Source organism: Arthrobacter sp. P1_B3, assembly GCF_056406615.1.
In genome coordinates, this window is the sequence record NZ_JBFTZV010000027.1 from 1 (window position 1) to 17,437 (window position 17,437).

10 protein-coding genes are annotated in these 17,437 nt (G+C 69.6%); 9 read left to right on the top strand and 1 reads right to left on the bottom strand.

What is annotated here, in order from left to right:
- Positions 1-24: 24 nt before the first annotated feature.
- Together AC1D2F_RS20305 and AC1D2F_RS20310 are read left to right on the top strand one after the other, a co-directional pair.
- Positions 25-3,231, top strand: coding sequence for a hypothetical protein (locus tag AC1D2F_RS20305; RefSeq protein ID WP_476967572.1), 3,207 nt, complete (start codon positions 25-27; stop codon positions 3,229-3,231).
- 134 nt (positions 3,232-3,365) lie between these two features.
- Positions 3,366-4,376 carry a pentapeptide repeat-containing protein gene (locus AC1D2F_RS20310; RefSeq protein ID WP_476967573.1) on the top strand — a complete coding sequence of 337 codons (1,011 nt, stop codon included), beginning with the start codon at positions 3,366-3,368 and terminating at the stop codon, positions 4,374-4,376.
- 59 nt (positions 4,377-4,435) lie between these two features.
- On the opposite strand, the gene AC1D2F_RS20315 is transcribed toward AC1D2F_RS20310, so the two are convergent.
- Positions 4,436-5,500 (bottom strand): eCIS core domain-containing protein, encoded by a 1,065-nt coding sequence (locus AC1D2F_RS20315; RefSeq protein ID WP_476967574.1) that lies wholly within the window; start codon positions 5,498-5,500, stop codon positions 4,436-4,438.
- A gap of 151 nt (positions 5,501-5,651) precedes the next feature.
- On the opposite strand from AC1D2F_RS20315, the gene AC1D2F_RS20320 reads away from it, so the two are divergent.
- From AC1D2F_RS20320 to AC1D2F_RS20350, 7 genes are read left to right on the top strand one after another with little or no spacing between them, the layout of a single operon-like run.
- Complete coding sequence (locus AC1D2F_RS20320; RefSeq protein WP_476967575.1) at positions 5,652-6,083, top strand: GPW/gp25 family protein; 432 nt, start codon at positions 5,652-5,654, stop codon at positions 6,081-6,083.
- Positions 6,084-6,090: 7 nt separating this feature from the next.
- Positions 6,091-8,226, top strand: a complete 2,136-nt coding sequence (locus AC1D2F_RS20325; protein ID WP_476967576.1) for a putative baseplate assembly protein — start codon at positions 6,091-6,093, stop codon at positions 8,224-8,226.
- Positions 8,226-10,400 carry a phage tail protein I gene (locus tag AC1D2F_RS20330; protein ID WP_476967577.1) on the top strand — a complete coding sequence of 725 codons (2,175 nt, stop codon included), beginning with the start codon at positions 8,226-8,228 and terminating at the stop codon, positions 10,398-10,400. Before AC1D2F_RS20325 ends, AC1D2F_RS20330 begins: the two co-directional genes overlap by 1 nt.
- Positions 10,397-11,980, top strand: coding sequence for a hypothetical protein (locus tag AC1D2F_RS20335; protein ID WP_476967578.1), 1,584 nt, complete (start codon positions 10,397-10,399; stop codon positions 11,978-11,980). Before AC1D2F_RS20330 ends, AC1D2F_RS20335 begins: the two co-directional genes overlap by 4 nt.
- Complete coding sequence (locus AC1D2F_RS20340; protein ID WP_476967579.1) at positions 11,973-13,949, top strand: ATP-binding protein; 1,977 nt, start codon at positions 11,973-11,975, stop codon at positions 13,947-13,949. The genes AC1D2F_RS20335 and AC1D2F_RS20340 overlap by 8 nt, the downstream gene beginning before the upstream one ends.
- Entirely contained in the window at positions 13,933-15,291 is a 1,359-nt protein-coding gene (locus AC1D2F_RS20345) for a hypothetical protein (RefSeq protein WP_476967580.1), read from the top strand. The genes AC1D2F_RS20340 and AC1D2F_RS20345 overlap by 17 nt, the downstream gene beginning before the upstream one ends.
- Positions 15,275-17,188, top strand: a complete 1,914-nt coding sequence (locus AC1D2F_RS20350) for a hypothetical protein (protein ID WP_476967581.1) — start codon at positions 15,275-15,277, stop codon at positions 17,186-17,188. Before AC1D2F_RS20345 ends, AC1D2F_RS20350 begins: the two co-directional genes overlap by 17 nt.
- Positions 17,189-17,437: the final 249 nt, after the last annotated feature.

Sequence of the window (17,437 nt, forward strand, 5' to 3'; positions counted from 1 at the left end):
GCCATGCTCGACGCCACTGGTGGGATGTCCAAAGACCCTGAAGAACGGCAGAAGCAGCTGGAGAAGGTGCGAACGCCCTATGAGCTGACCGGGATTCCGTCTGGCATCAGTTCGATCAGCGGGGCGGGAGCACGGGCATTCATGATGTGGATCTTCGTCGATCGCCTTGCGGAAGCGATGGGAGACGCGACGACAGAGTTCACCGGCAGCCTCCCTCCCGCTCGGGTTGATCCGATCAAGGTCACGGGCAGCGCAACCAGCCCTTCCGCGCGACGCACCACTGGATTCGAGATCAGCACGCCCGCCGGCGCGAAGATCGCCAGCCCGCCCACCACGGCGCGCCACGGCTCCGAGACCAGCTCCGGCCGCTTCACCGATGTCGCCAAGAACCCCACCCAGGGCCCAGGAGCCAACCAGAAGGACCTGGTCCGGCTGATCGGGCCCGAAGCGGGAAAACTGAAGAACCCCGATGCGGCTTTGGTGGGCATTCGCGCAGTCACGGCCGACGAGGGTTGGACATACCTCGTCGACGTCTGGGAGGACGAGTCGACGGCGCGCGCTCACGGTCGATCGGAACCCGAGATCGTCGCCCGCGAGCAGCGAACTATATCACCCGAGGTCGCGCGATACCTGCTCGCGCAACGTCAACTCAACGCGCTGCAGGGCGCGAGCACAGTCCCACGGCTCCCCACCGGTTCGGGAGCGCAGTCCGGTGCAGCAGTCGGAGAGGCCGCAGTCCGAACCCAAGGCCTGGTCGCGGCCACGGCGGTGAACGCCGCGACGGCGAAGGGGGAGCCGGCTGTGGTCTCCCCCGAGGTCAAGAAGGCCGCCGACCATCTCGCCACTGCGAAGCGGGCTGCTCAACCGCAGCCCGGCGATCTGGTGCGGGAACTCACCGACTATCTCGACGAGTTCCTCCGGGCCAAGTCCGATACGGCGTTCCGGGTGGCGGCCGTCCTGGTGATCGCCCAGGCTGAACACGGGATCAAGCGGACGCTCGACGAGGGCACATCTGCCGGGCACTTCTTCGAGGTCTCGGCCTACGCCACCGGCATCACCTTCGGAACCGCGATCCTGGACAACCTCGGGCCGCTGGGCAAGGTCGTCAATGCGGGAATCAGCGGGTATCTCCAGTCGAACAACTGCTCTCCGCTGGCGGCAGTCGTCGGCCTCGCGATGTGGATGCACCAAGTCGCCAAGGTGACGGACTTCCGGCACGCGCGCGCCTACGCGTTCGCCTCACAGGCGGCCGTCGCCGACCTGCTCAGCCTGATGGACGAGGTCGTGAGCCGCGCCGCGACAAAGACGGCGCACGCGGCGATCACCCGCATCACGCAGGGTCCCGCCGCATCCCCTCGAAGTCTCGTCGCCGCCATGGGCGAGGTCGCGCGCACCAAGGGCGCGAAGGAGCCCATGCTTGCCGAGATCAACGCGCAGCTGACCGAGCTCGGACGGGCGGGCAAGCACAACACACCCGAGTACCGGCTGCTCGAAGCCATGCAGGTCGAGGTGACCCAGACGACATCACCCCGGGCAGAGATCGAGACGGCGCGGGACAGCGTCATCCAGCCATCCAAGGCCGTCGATCTGACGACGGGACCCCTGGCGTCGTTCCGGTTGCGCACCGATGCCGAGATAGCCCCGCTTCGAGACGCCGTGCCCGCCGACCTGCGGGCTCGGGTCCGGGTCGTGCAGGACCCGCTGCTGTCGGGAAACACCGTCCATTCGGTCCCGCTCGCCAACGAAGTGCAGATCCGCGTCGGGCCGGATGCAACGCGGGCGGAGGTCGAGCAGCATCTGGGCACCGCCCGCGATCAGGCCCGCTTCACGGGAACGCTCGGCAAGGTCCGGGCCACGCTGGAAGGCTACACGGACCTGCTGGCGGGACGTCGGGCACGGGGCACCCGGGGTCGAGAGGCTGAGCAGGAGATCGCGAAGCTCGCCCTCATCGCCGAGGATCTCAAGGCGCGACGCGACTGGATCGAGGGCAGGGCAAGTCAGGTCGACCGACCGCTCTCGGCCGCGGAACGGGCGGAGGCGGATGCCCAGCTGCGGTCCATCGAGTCGCAGATCGAACTCCATTCCCGTGACCTCGGATCTCTGCAGGCGGGCCGAGGGTTCGTCGCGGCCGTCGACTCCCGCGCCACGGTCCGAGATGCACTGCTGCGTCGGGGGGCAGATCCGGCCGAAGCCCGCGACTTCGTCAGGGATCTCGACAAGCTGGGCCAACTGGACAGCTTCGCCCAACTGGTCAGCGTCGGCACCTACCAACGGCTGCGCAACGGCGGTGTCACAGACGACGCCATCGTCGCGACTCTGCAGAAGCCACACGGCTACCGGGATCTCGTGCGGGCGGATCTCTCACCCGAGGCGGCGGGGTCGAGGGTCACGCTCGGCGCCGCTGCCGCACGTGCGCTTGCCGACGAGCGCAGCGGACGTGCCCGGATGATGGCAGCCCAGACGCCCGTCGATCGACACCGCGCCGAGTGGGGCATCACCAATGCCGACGAGTTCTCCGGCGCCGAGCTCAAAGCCCAGACCGGGCTGAGCGTCGGAGAGGTCATGAAGCTCTCACGCACGGCCGAGCCGACCTCGGAGCCGCGGATCCTGTGGCGCTGGAAACGGTACGTTGATCGCATGGGACCGCGGACAAGCGACCAGTTCGCAAAGTGGGCGGAGGCGGGCTTCCGAGCCAACGTCAACAGGGACGCGTCGTCGCCCTTCGAGCGCACGGCGATCGAGCAGACCGGAGGCTTCCTCAACAACGAAGCTCTCGGAGTCGGCGGACAGAAGTCGTACACTTACGGAGAGTGGGTGGACAAGCAGGGCAAGGTCATCCGCACAGGAATAACCGGCGGTCGGCGGCCGAGCAATGCCGCGGACTTCACAGAGATCACGACCCGCCCCGACGGCGTGCGGCCACGTCCTGACGGCGGGTTCGACGTCATCGAGCACAAGCATATGACCAGCCCCGAGGGCGACGTCCTTCACGACAGCCTCCAGCTTCGCGCCCAGCGTGAGATGGTACAACGGGAAGGCAAGGGGCGGCACGAGCTCATCCTCTCCAGCGACCGACCACTCGGGGCGGATGGCCTGCCCCAGGTCCGGCCGAGCAAGACGGTCGGCCAGGCCCCCGGGTGCGTTGTGTACTACCTCCACGACGGCGCGATCACCCACACCTACAACCCGACGACCGACACCTGGCAAGCCGGCCACAAGGCGCAGCCGTGAGACCCAGACGCTGGGCCCTCTTGTCCATCGGTCGGGCTGCCCCGCGTGCGCAACTCCTGTCGGGTGTCCTGGGAATACTCCGGAGCGCTGGGCTGCAGCCGCAGACCCTGACGCTGCGAGAGGAGGATGGCCCGATGCCGTTCGACGAACGGGCGGCGCTGGAGTCGACCGTCCCCAGCATTCGGCTCACTGGCGCCGGTGGCGCATTCGAAGCCCGGCTCTGGCCGGGTGAGCGGACCCATGTGCGCCTCGAACTGCCTGATCTGGCAACCCTCGACGCGATCGGGGACCGCCTGGCGGTCACCCTGCTCCCCGACCTGATGTGGGCGTGGCCGATTCTCGGTTCCGGTGACGATCATCGACTCCTCGACCTCGCAGCGCTGTCAGGGCCGATCTTGGGTGGGGAAGAGTTCGGCGGATGGGGATGGCGCACCTGGATGTCGCATCCGCACGCCACGGAGCTGATTCCCGAGGAGGAGCCGCCCGAACCGGTGACGAGTCACGAGATCGGCGGAGGAATGGTGCGCGTGGACCTCGCGCCCCAACTGTCGGACGACGAGGCGGTGCTCCGCGGACACTCCGCGCTCACGGCAGCAAGTGCCCCTGCTGCCAGCGAGGCCGTGGTGATTACGACAGCGGCCGCGGTTCGCGCTCGAGCGATGCCCGACAGCAGGTTGGACTCTGTACAGGCGGAAGGCGTGGATCTGCGGTCCCAGGACCTCGCACGATCGAGTTGGGAGCGCGCGGTCCTGATCGATTGCGACTTCGATGACGCGATCCTCGTCGGCGCTTCATTCGACGAGTCACGCCTCGATCAGGTATCTCTGCGCCGGTGCGACCTGAGCGACGCGAGCCTCGTCGCCGCGGATCTGGTCTCGTCGTTCCTGGAGGACGCGATCCTCGATCGAGCCAATCTGCGAGGCGCTACACTGATCAACTGCGAGTTCGCGCGCGTCGCCTGCCGCGGCGGGACCTTCGAGGCTGCGCTCCTCGAGGACTGCCGGCTCACCGACGCCGACCTCACTGGCTCTTCCTTCGCGCGAGCAACCCTGCGACGATGCGATCTGCGGGGCACTGTGCTGGTCGGAGCCGACCTGAACGACACGGTCCTCGAGGACTGCCTGCTCCCCGACCAGCGGCCCTGATCCGGCACCGCACTGCCAGCCAACGGCACGAGTATCCCGGGCAACCTCAGCCGACGCCGTCACGGGGCCTTGGGGTAAGAGACCTTCACCTTCGTCAGGCCGATGACGCTGTGGTAGTTCAGCTGCTTGATCGTGTCCTCGTTGTTCCAGTCGACGTGCACGCAGCCGTGGGAGGTGAAGTCGAGCGGGCCGGCGTGCAGCGCCTCGCCCGCGTTGTAGAAAACGGCGAAGCTCATGTTGGCCGCACGGAAGCCAGTCGAGCCCTGCTTCGTGTACCGCTTGTCCGGCCCTTCACGATCGGACCACTTGAAGTCGACGCCGGGCGTGCCCGACGCGCTCCCGCTGTTGTAGCCGAACCCTTCGATGCGGTGAACCGTGAAGGAACCGGCATCCGTCTTCATGCGGCCCGATCCACCGGATATCGAGAAAGTGAATCCGGGGAGCGCCACGGGATTGGCGTGATAGCTCACCTTCGCCTGGCCCGTCGAGAAGACGTTGCCGCTGGCGTCGGACTGGGTTCCGGTGAACGTCACCTCGACGAGCTCGATCCAAGGCTTCTTCTCCTTGTCCTTCTTCGTGTCGAACGACTCTTCCACGAGCGACTTCGTGTTGCGCTCGCCGAAGGCGAATGAATCCTTGCTCCGATACCGATTGACGACCAAGCCCGCGTCAGGCTGGCGCCCGCCGGAGACCACGTGGGCCAGTTCGTGCGCAAGCAGATGGCGCCCACGGGGTGACGAAGGCTCGTATGAGCCGCCGCCGAACACGACGTGGCTGCCGAACGAGTACGCCGCCGCGTCGACGTCGCTGGCCGACCGTGCGGCGCGAGCTCCGTCGTGCACGCGGACGGAGCCCAGATCGGCGCCGAAACGAGCTTCGAGCCCCGACCGGTCTGCCGATGCCAGCGGACGCCCCGGCTCGCGCAACGCGTCGGTGACGGATTCCGGAGCGACGCCGCGCCCACGATCGGAGACGCTGGCGATCGACCGGGCCAGTTGCCCACCGCCGTCGACGTGCACCGCGGCATCCTCCGCCGCGCGCTCGGCGCTCCCGTCACTGTCGTCCAGTCGAAGAGGGCGACGAGTCTCGGATCGGGGGCGCGCCTGCGGAGCGACATGGGGCATGCACGTAGGATAGGCTCGCCCGCCCGGAGCCGCAATGCGCCGGGCTCGCTGGTGACGCCTCAGTGACTAACGAACGTTTTCGCCCGTACTTCGTCCCGCCGACGTTTCCCGCGCAACGCCCCCGTGACGCCCCATCCGCGACGATCTACCCATGGTGGACGTGGTAGATCAGTGGACGGGCACCGGCATCCGGCTTCCCTTCCTCCCCGAAGCGAGGGAGCCGAACGTGCCGAACGCGCCGAACGCACCCGACCTCACCAACCTCGCGTGGCTCGGGGGGATGGACCTCATCCGCCAGGCGGTCACTACGATCCTCGACACCGAGCCCGGCGAGCGCATCATGCTTCCCGGATTCGGGTGCGGTCTGCGTCGCTATCTCATGGCCCCCAACAACCTCACGACACGCACGGCGATGGCTTCCGACATCCGCTCGTCGCTCGAGACCTGGGAGCCGCGCATCCAGCTGACCGAAGTGGCGGTCACGGAGGGTGACAACCCCTACCTCGTGTGGGTCGACATAGCCTATGTGCGGCGGGCGGACCTGCGGCCCGACAATCTCGTCTACCCCTTCTATCTGAGGTGATCCTCCGATGGCGCTGATCGGACCGATCCTCGACAATCGCACGCAGGAGCAGCTGCGCGACGAGTTGGTGCGCCTCATCCCGGCGTACTCCACCGACTGGACGAACTACAACAAGAGCGACCCTGGGATCGTTCTGCTCGAGCTTTTCGCCCACCTGGGCGAGTCGCTGCTGTACCGCTTCAACCAGATCCCCGAGACGACGCGCATCGAGTTCCTGCGCCTRCTCGGCGTGCAGCCTCGTCCCGCGCAGGCGGCGCAGGTGCTGCTGTCTGCCACCACCGAGCAGCCGGCGGGCGAGCAGGTGCTGAAGGAGTCCGAGGCGGCGGCGGGGGCTATCTCGTTCCAGACCACCGACGAACTCTATGTGTGGCCGATCACCGCGATCGCGGCGGGCAAGACGGCGACGGATGCCGGAGCCGGCGACAGCCGCGCGGATGCGCTCAGTCGAGCGAAGATCGCAGCTGAAGATGCCGCATTCTACCGCACGGTGGTCACACCGCTCGACCCGAACCTGCCCGACGCGACGACCATCGACGTCAGCAAGCAGATCGACCGGGCGCTCTGGATCGCATTGCTGGCCCCCCCGACCATCGACCGCGCCATGTTCGCGCGGCGGACCCTGTTCCTCGGCGTCGTCTTCGACGAGCGCTTCGAGACTCCCCCCGTGCTCGAGAAGCTGACCCACGACGAGACCGACGCCCTTCGGTCGGGCGCTCTGACAGACGCCCCACCGGCGACACTCTGGGAGCTGTGGACGGGAGCCGACGCATCGCTCGTCCCCCTGCCGCTGCTCGGCGACACCACGCATGGCATGGTCACGACGGGGGTCGTCAAACTCGAGCTCCCTGCGCTTCCCCTGCTGCGCGGTCCGGGAGACGGCCTGGCTGACAACCCGCCGATCATCGACGACGACGATATCCGCGGACGGATCGTCGCCTGGCTTCGTGTGACCCGACCGGCGAGCAACGACATCGGGGACGCCATCCACCGCGTCCGCTGGGTCGGCGCGAACTGCGTCTCGGCCGAACAGTCGCGCACCCCGCCCCCGGAACTGCTCGGATCGGGCACGGGCGACGCCGACCAGCGCTTTCCGCTGAATCACTCCCCCGTGCTCCCCAAGACCGTGAAACTGCAGGTCGAGGAGCCGGACGGCTGGACCGACTGGCTCGAAGTGGAGAACTTCGCCGTCAGCACCCTCGACGACCGCCACTTCACGGTCGATCACGAGAGTGGTGCGATCGTGTTCGGCCGCGCCCGGGTGCCGCAGCTCGGCGAACGCATCCGCGTCCCGTCATACCGCTACAGCGAGGGCCAGAAGGGCAACCTGCCGCCCGGGTCGATCACCGCCTTCACGCAGCACCCCGCTGTCACCGTGAGCAACCCGTTCCCCACCGCGGGTGGTGCCGACTCGATGCCGCTGAGCGATGCTCTCGCCGCCATTCCCGGTGAAGTGCATCGTCGCGATCGGGCCGTGACCGCCGACGACTATCGCGCACTCGCACTCGAAGTCACCGATGTCGCCCGCGCCGAGGTGCTCCCCACCTTCCACCCCGACACCCCGACGATCGAGGCCGCGGGCGTCACGTCGGTGCTGATCCTCCCCGACGAAGACGTTCGCGACCCCGATGCGCCCGTGCCCGACATCGGGCTGCTGCGCCGGGTCGCGCGGTACCTCCAACCGCGGCGCCTCGTGACGGCCGAGCTATACGTGATCCCGCCGGAATATGTGCGGGTGGCGGTGTCGATCGGGGTTCAGGTGCGCACCGGCTACCAGGTCGACGCCGTGCGCCGCTGGGTCGAGAAGATCGTGCGTCAGTACCTCTCCGCTGTGCCACCGAACGGTCCGGACGGCCAAGGATGGCCCTTCGGCCGCACCGTGCGCGCTGCTGAGCTCGAGGCCGTCGCCGTCCAGGTCGAGGGGGTCGAGTATGCGGTCGGCGCCCGCCTGGCCGTCGTCACGCCCGAGACCGAGACGACTCCCCGGTATGTCGTGGAGCAGGATGTCGTGGCACTGCAGGCATGGCAGCTCCCCGCGGTCGTGGCGATCGACGTCGAGCGCGGCGACCCGCTGTTTCCCGGCACGTCGAGCGGCCCCGCGCCGACACCCAAGGTGCCCGTACCTCTCCCGCCGGAGGTGTGCTGATGTACGCCGACCGGGGGATCGCCCTGCTCGCGCATGAGGACCAGTGGGCCCGCTGTGCCCACGATCGCACCGTGCTGCTCGCCGGCGGAGGGATCGGTCTGGACTGGCAGCCCATCGCGGTGCCGTCGCCGTGGGACGACGAGTGCGGCTCCTGCACACCGTTCAAGAAGGAGAAGCCGGGCTGTGCCGCCGGTCTCGCCTACGATCGCTGGTGCCGCGCCTGGCGCACGCGGCCGCTCGACGGATCGCTCGAGGTGACCACGAGCAGCGATGCCCCGGAGGCGGACTGCCCCGGAGGGCTCCGGCATCCCACCGGCGTCGCCGTCGACGCCCTCGACCGCCTCTATGTCGCAGAATCCGCGGGCCACGCGGTAATGGTCGCCGACCTCTGGTCGGGGCGCGTGCTTCACCGGGTGCCCGTCAGCGGGCGTCCCATCGACGTCGTCTCGCCCGCCGCCGCGACGGGCCCCGAGGCGGGAATCGGCAGCGGCTCAGGTGCGGGGGCGTACGTCCTCACCCGTTCCCCGCACCGCGTTCTGCGAATCGATGGAGCCGGCGCCTGCACGCGGAACGAGAAGCTCCGACGGCCCTGCGGGCATCCGCAGCTAAGGCCGACTCGCATCGCCCTGCTCTCCGACCGCCCCGTCGTGCTGTGGTCGGGCGACGGCACCGCCGTGATCGCGGACCTTTTGGGTAAAGAACTCCTCGAAGAGCCGGGCGCAACCGACATCGAGGGCACGACCGCCGGGCGACTGGTCGTCGCACTCGGGCCGGGCGACGTCATCCGCCGCTTCTCCGAAGAAGGCGGCGCGCTCATCGAGGACGAGCCGCTCGCGGCAGAGGACTACGACGGCGGCGCTGTCACGATAGACGCGACCGGCCGTGTGGTCTACACGACTCGCGGCGGCCATCGCACGACGCAGGGCCCGAAGACGCGACACGTACGCCAGGGATCCGTCACGACGTATCGCCTCGACAGCGGCACCTATCGCACCCGCTGGGGCCGCATCTTCGTCCATGCGTGCCTGCCGACGGGCACGGGGCTGACGATCCGCGCACTCACGACCGACGAAGACGAGGTGGGCGATCCCCGTCCCCCAACACCGCCCGCGCGCGGCACGCGTGCGGTCCGCGATCCCGATCAGACGCCGCCGCTGCCACCCGCCGACGCGTTCGACGACTCCGACGTGCAGCCCGTCGTACGTCGCGGCGCCGCCGTGGCACTCGGCGCGGCCGACCCCATCGTGACCGGCCCCGAATGGACCACCTATGAGACCGGCGTAGCGGCCCCTCCCGGAAGATACCTGTGGCTTCAGCTCGAACTGACGGGCACCGAGCGCACATCGCCCCGCGTGCGGGCGCTGCGAATCGAGCACCCGGGCCACGCGCTCCTGAATGCCCTGCCGCGGATGTTCTCGAGCGTCGATGAGCAGGCCGACTTCCTGCACGGCTACCTCACCCCTGCAGAGGGCATGCTGCACGATCTCGACACGGCCGCGGCCGAACGGCGCATGCTGGTCGATCCGCGGACGACCCCCGACGAATTCCTGCCCTGGCTCGCATCGTTCGCAGGGATCGCACTCGACCTGCGGTGGCCTGAGGAGGCGCGCCGCGCTCTGCTCGCCGAGGTCTACGCGCTCTACGCGCGCCGAGGCACGCAGGCGGCGCTCGAACGGATGCTGCGCCTCTACCTCGGCAGGGACGCCCGGATCGTCGAACGGTGGCGTCTGCGCGGGCTCGGAGGCGGAATCCTCGGGTTCGAGCCGGATGGCGGCCTGGACTCGCCGACCGTCGCCGGCACGACCCGTAGCGCCGGAATGCTCGGCCACTTCACGATCGGCGGCGCTCTGCCCGGCGCCGACTCGTACGAGAAGCTCGCGCATCGCTTCACCGTGCTCATCCCCGGCTGTCTGACGGACGAGCAGCGTGAGGTGGTCGGCGACCTCGTCCGCGCTCAGAAGCCCTCGCACACGCTCGGCGACGTGTGCGAACTGGGAAGCGGGATGCCGGTGGGCAGACTCCGTCTCGGACTCACGGCGTACGTCGCACCGCCGCGGGGGCGCGCCACCGGCATTATCGGACGCGCGCGGCTCGGAGGCGGCACGGTCGTCGGCACTCCGGCGGTCGCGTCCCGCGTGGGCGAGACACGCCTTGGGGGGGTGCGAGTCGGATGAGCGATCTGCTGATCGGCCGCATGAGCGCCTCCGTCGCGGATTGGCCCGACGACGGGCAGGTGCCCGTCATGCTTCGCCATCTCGCCGAAGACCGCCTCGAAGACGCGCTGCGCGAGCACCCCCTGCCCGACGGCGAGTGGTGCGTGCGTCGCCTGGACATCGCGCTCGAACTCGATCCCGAGCGTCCGCTTAGCGCACTCGAGACACGATGGGCCGACCGGATCCTCGCGGTGCTCAGGCAGTCGCTGCGCGACGGATCCAGCGACGTCGTGCGCTACGAGCGCCCCGAGCAGGCAGTGGACGACCTTCTTAGAGGGTTGACCCTCCGCCGATACGATCGCGCATGGGCGTGGCGTCAGGTGCGCCTTCTGGAGCCCGGCGATCCCGAACCTGCCGCCGAGCCGCGCGCGGTCTTCCTCACGGCGCTCGCGAGGCTGCACCACGCCGCCGGCGCCGCTCTGACACGGCTCGTGGCCGACGTCGGCGCCGCGCCCCTGCACCGTCTGCTCGGGTCGGAGGGCTGGGCCCACGCCGGCCTGATCGTGGCTCGGGATGCCGGCATCCCTTGGGCGCCTGGCTCGACCCTCGCGAGCGTCGACGGCGACGAGCGGCAGGCAGCCGACATCGGCGACGGCCCGCGTGCATCGAGCGTCGACGGGGGCGGCCGGCGCGCAGAGGCCCTCGACTCCGTTGAACGCGGCGCCCGTCGAACAGCGCATGCGGGTCGCGAAGCCTCGGGCCCTGCCGCAGCGGAGTATGCCGCGGTGGAGCGTCTCGCGGCGGCGGTCGCGGCATCCGGAGTCCTCGCCTCGGCCCTGCTCCGCTCGGGCTTGCGCGTGGACGACGCGACGCTCGAATCGTGGGCGCTCATCGCCATCGCAGACCTCGACCCGGTTCTCCTGCGCCGGGATGACGCGACCCGGCACGCACTCGTGCGTGCCGTCGCCGCTCGGCTCGCGCCGCACGCCGACCGGCAGCCGACGCTCGGCCTCGCGACCGCGGCTGTCCCTGCGCCGCGACGCGCGTCCGCACCGAAGCATGGATCGGGCAAGGCCACGCGAGACGACATTCGAGGGGACGCCGAACCCCCGCGCGCKGATTCGTTCACGGCGTGGGGCGGTCTGCTGTTCCTCCTCAACACTGCTGCGGAGGCCCGCATCCCGACATCGATCGCCGAGCCGCCCTTCCTCGCCCGGCACACAGGATGGGCGCTGCATCACCTTGCCGTACGGCTCGCCGCGGCTGAGCCGGACGACCCGGCCCTGCTCGCCTTCTCAGGGCTCACGGCCCCTCCGTCAGCAGACGAGGACGAGCCGGAACGGCAGGCGCTCGACGCCTGCGCCACGCGTTGGACGACCGCGACCGCCGATCGGCTCCGCGCGGCGGGCACACAGGGCGACGACGCCGAACTGGTCGCCCGTGTGCTCCGGCGCGACGCGCTCGTCATCCGAGACCCCGGCTGGGTCGAGATCAGCCTGCCGGTCGCCGACGTCGATGTCGACGTGCGCCGCGCTGGCCTCGACCTCGACCCCGGGTGGGTCGCGTGGCTGGGACAGGTCGTGAGGTTCCGCTATGAGTGAGCTCGCGTTCATCGTCCCGCCGACCATCGACATCGTGAGCGCCGACCTCACGGCCCGTGCCGGTCTGCTCGCCTCCCGGGTGGCCGCCGTAATCGAACAGTACTGCACCCCCGAGTCCGGCGCTGAGCAGGCCGTGGCGTTCCTGCGCGACTGGGCGGATGCCGCCGGCTTCCCCGACCAACCCCCTGCCGGATCGCCCCTGCAGCGCCTCGTCGACGGCTACGACCTCACCGGCGACGAAGCCGACCTCGTCCTGCTCGCGGGGTTGCCCGAAGAGCACGAAGGACTCGCCTCGACCTTCCGCTCTCTGCATCCCGCCGCCGAGCCACGACCGACGGCAGGGCTCGCGGCGCTCGTGCTCGGTGGCCGTCCGGCCGAGCGCGGGCGCCTGCGCGGACTGCTGTCCTCCGGCTCGGCGGTGCGCAACGGACTCGTGTGCGCCGACGGATCGGCCCCGTTCTTCGAACGCTCGCTCGTGCTCGCTGCCGAGCTGTGGCAGGCCCTCCACGGGTGCGATGCCTGGCCGGCGGAGCTGGCGCGGGTCGCGTGCGTCGGCCCTCCCGCGGGGATGGATGCCTGGCTCGAGCTCGCCGATGTGCGCGCCGTCATCGGGGCCGTGCGAAGGTCGGCGCGCGTCCTCGTCGCGGTGCCGCACGACGACCCGCAGGTCGCCCAGGCACGGTGCGAGGCGATCGCCTCCGCGGTCGGGACGACGGTCGTCGGGGGGATGATCGCGGCCAACGACGGCCGCGGCATCCGTCTTCTGCTCGCCCACGCCGTCGCCCGCGGCGGTCTTCCGATGATCACTCTGCCCGACAGCGCCGAACGGGCGGGCGCCGTCGATCTCGGCGACTTCCCGGGCGCGGTGCTGGTCGCCACGCGTCCCGGCATCCTGCTCGCACCCCCGGGCCGTGCCGTGCTCCGCGTCGACGCCGGACCGGTGCCGCTCGCGTCCGTACGTCACGCCTGGGCGGCCGCGCTGCCCGCGCTTGGCGTCGACGCAGGCGACGTAGCCGCGCGGCATCCCCTCGATCCCGCCATCACGGCTCAGCTCGCCCTCGACTTCGCGGCCGCCGGCCACGACCCCGACTCCGGGGAGGTGTCGAAGGCGGTCCGCGGCCGGACGGGAGTGAATCTTCCTGCGGGTTCGCGCCTCGTCGTACCGGACGTCGGCTGGTCGCAGCTCGTGCTATCGTCCGATGTGCTCGACCAGCTCCATGCCGCTGTCGACCGGCTCGATCAGCAGACGACCGTGCTCGATGACTGGCGGATGCGCGAGCACTCGCAGGCGACCAGAGGCGTCCGCATGCTCTTCTCCGGCCAGCCCGGCACGGGCAAGTCGCTCGCCGCGGCGACGCTCGCGACTGCGATCGACACCGACCTCATGGTGGTCGATGTCGCGCGGCTCGTGTCGAAGTGGCTCGGCGAGACGGAGAAGAACCTCGCCGCCATCTTCGAGGCCGCCGAGCGCACGCGGGCGGTCCTCCTGCTGGACGAAGCAGACGCGCTCTTCGGCACGCGCACCGAGATCTCGGACTCGCACGATCGCTACGCCAACCTCGAGACGGCGTATCTGCTGCAACGCGTGGAGCAGTTCGACGGGCTCATCGTGCTGACGAGCAATCTGCGGCAGAACATCGATCCCGCGTTCACCCGGCGTCTCGACTTCGTCATCGACTTCCCGCTGCCCGACCTCTCGGCCCGTCTCGCCCTCTGGCGCCGGTCGCTGCCCGAGGTGCTGGGCGAGGTTCGCGGACCAGACCTTGATCTCGATGCCCTCGCTCGGATCTATCCCATCCCCGGCGGCTGGATCCGCAATGCGGCTGTCGCCGCCGCCTTCAGCGCGGCGACGAGTGGAGAGCCCATCACGCAGCGCCGCCTGATCGACGCGGTGCGCCGGGAGTATCTGAAGGCCTCGACCCCGTTCCCTGGGGAGCCACCAAGGAGACGAGATGACCAAAATCGGTGAAGTGGCCGGCACCAGTGGCGCCCGCGAAGCCTCCGACCCATCGGCGCTGCTGCCCCTGTGGCCGTGGAGCGAGCTGCGACCGGCGAGAGGGATGCTGCTCGACAGCGACGACTTCGAAGTGCTCCTGGGACACCCCCGGGCCACGCACATGCTCCACAACGCCTGGCTGCACGGCAGCGGCGTCGTGTGGGGGCTCTCCGTCGAACCACACGGCGAGTGGGACCTGGAGATCTCGCCCGGGCTCGCGATCGATGGTCACGGACGCGAGCTGCACCTCGACGCCCCGCGGTGCCTTTCGTTCCAGGACCTGCTCGACGTCGACCACGATCCCGCGTGCAAGACCTGGGAAGTCGAGCTGTGCCTCGTCCTGGGGTTCGACGCGTGCCTCGATCGTCCGGTTCCCGCGCTCGCCGACCCCTGCGACGTCACGCGCGAGAGCCAGGAGTACTCCCGCGTCGTCGAGCGCGCACGGCTGGGATTCGTGCGCGGTCACCCGCGGCGTCCCGCCTCCTACCACCGGGTGCGCGTCCTGCTCGGACTCGACCTCGTCGGCGACGATGACACTTCCGGCAAGGAGGCGCTCGCCGCACGCAACGAGGTGCTCGCGGCGCCGGCGTACGAGAGGGCCCGCGAGCTGCTGCGACGGTTCCGCTGTCTCGCCGCGCGCGATGCGGCCGATCGCGTGCCCTTCGGCGAGGCCTGCGAGTACGAGCTCTTCCCCGTCGCCGAGGGCGATGCCGGGATCGTGCTGGGCTGCCTGCACTTCACGATGCGGGACGAGTCGGGCTGCCCCGAGATCGTCGATGTCACGATCGACTACTGCTGCCGGCGCACGGTGCTGCCCACCACGGTCATCCAGGATCTCGTGTGCGCCCTGGCCCCGGGGCTCATCGGCGCCGGCGACACGGTGGTCGGGGTGGGACCGCAGGCGGTGCCGGGGAGCATCGAATGGGGGCCGCATGAAGCGGAGCTCTCCTTCCAGATGACAGCCGACGTCCTCCCCGCGACGCTGACGCGCGACACCGTGCAGGTTAGTTCGCTGTCGCCCTCGGGCTGGGTCGTCGAGGACCTCGACGGGCGGCCGCGCTACCACGCCGAATCCGGCCGCGTCATCGTCCGATTCGCCGATCGTCCCGCGAACCCGCTCATCCGGGTGCTCATGGTCGGAACCGGGCTGACTCCGGTCTACGGGGCCGACCCGGTCGTGCCGCTCGCTGGCGTCGTGGGTGATGACCCCGGCAGCACCGGCCAGGGGCGTGACGCCATCCTGACCGACGTGAATCCGCGGTACGAAGAGGCCGCGCAGCAGGAGGAGGCTGAGTCCGGTGACGAAGACGAATAGTGACTGCGGATGCCACGACTCCGGCGCGGCGGTCAAGACGGCTCTCGCGTCATCACTCTCACGCCAGACGGTCTTCGTACCGCGGGATGTCGCGGCACCGGCGAAGTCCGCCACCTCGGCCGGCTCCGCGCAGACCGGCGTGGTCGATCTCGGGGGCTTCCGTGCGCTCAACCCGCAGGACGGGCTCTTCCTGCGGGGCGAGCATCTCGCCGCGATTCAGGACTATTCGCGCGCACTCACCACCGCCGTCGCAACCGCGAGCGGCACGGGCATCGTGCACGGGCTCGAGCTCTCGCAGACCGCGAACGCACTGACGGTGTCACCGGGGCTCGCGATCAGCCCGCGCGGCAGGCTGCTCCTGCTCGCAGGTGCGGTGACGGTCCCACTCGACGACGCCCATCTGCCGGCGCTGCCGGTCGACGGGTTCTGGCGGGTGGAGCTGCTGTGGGCGTCGGACACCTCCGGGTCGGCCCCGGTGTACGGGAGTCTCTGCACGGACAACTGCGCTGACGGCGGAGCCACGATCCGGCAATGGCGCGACGAGGGTGTCGAGATCCGCTTTGCGCCCGACGCGCTGCCGGGCTTCGACGCGGTGGCCCCGGACTTGCGCGGCAACTGGCTCTCGTCCGCGTACTTCGAGCGCGAACGCGCCGGCGGTCAGCCGTGGCTCGTCCCGTCGGGCCAGGGAATCCCGGTGCCTTCCGTCGCTGCGCACGATTGGGCGGACGGGACGCCGGCATCCGACGAGCGAGGCGTACCGCTCGGGGTCGTGTACATCCCCGAACGCTCGGGCGGCGGCTACAGCCTGCAGGAGTGGACGGCAAGACGGCTCGTCGATGGGCCGGCCGCCCACGCGACCTGGCAGGGCAGACTCGCGATGCGCCCGTGGTCGATCTTCCTCGCGCAGATCCTCCAGTTCGAGGCAGAGATCCTTGGCAGCGTCGCAGGTTGGTCGCAGCCGGCGGGCGCGGTGGTCCTGGATCTCGGCGATGCTTACGAATCCCTCCGTGCGGCGCGGGAACTCTTCGAAGGCGCGCGGCGGTTCATCGACGACGTCAAGCCATCGGATCACGGCGTGCGCAACCGGGATGAGTTCAAGGGGTTCATGAACGCCTGGGAGCAGGCCTCGACCAGCCCTCTCGCCAAGAACGATCCGGTCCCCGTCTCGGAGTATCTCGGAATCGGCGAGCTTCCGCCAGCCGGCTACCTCCCGTTGAACGAGAATGCGGAAGACGTCGAACGCCGGGTCTCGGGGGTGTTCGGGAACAACGTCGAAGTGCGCGTCCGTCGTGTGCGCGCCGATCAGGTCGCCGAGGAGATCCTCGCCGCGCAGCACCGCGATCGCATCCCGCTGGGAGCGCACACACCGCGGCCCGCGCCGAAGATCGACGTCCTCCTCCCGACCGAGGAAGCGGACAAGGCGGAGCTGAACACCGCCGCGTACGGCTGGGTCGCCTTCGTCCGACGTGGCCCCGACCCGGTGGTGCCACCCGCACCGGAGGCGCCGACAGAAGACGTCGAGGTCTATGTGCAGGAAGCGGACCATCTCGAGATCGGTTCCGATCTCGACCTCGACGAGCATCAGCTGAAGGAGCTCGTCGCTCGTCTCGAAGAGGACATGGGCCCCGTGACCTTTCCGCGCGAGGCATGGGCGTACCACCGCAGCGAGGCAGGCGAAAAGACGATCGCCTTCCTAAAGAAGGAGCACGACGATCGCGGGTTCGACCCCATGGGCGTCGTCGCATTGACCAGAGGACCGGACCGCATGCTTGCTGCACTGCGCGCAGGCCTCTTCACGATCTCCCTCGACAGTGCGTACGGGCATCTGCCGATCCGCGCTTACGCCGATGCTCCTCTCGACGTGATCATCGTGCTGGTGACTCACTCGCCAGATTAATGAGGAAGCGTTGATCCCCATCGGTTCACCATCCGCGAGAGGCAGCTATGAGAGACGAGGCGATGTTCGGAGTCTGCACGCTGCGCGTCGAGGTGCAGCCGGAGCACCTGCTCATCACGATCACGACGAGCCGAGCCCTAGACACGAGCGCGCAACGCACRCACGTGTCGCGTCCGAAGGCCGTCGCATCGACGAGAGACGCCCTCGAGCTCACCGAGGACTTCCTACTCTCGTTCGGCGTCTGGCAGG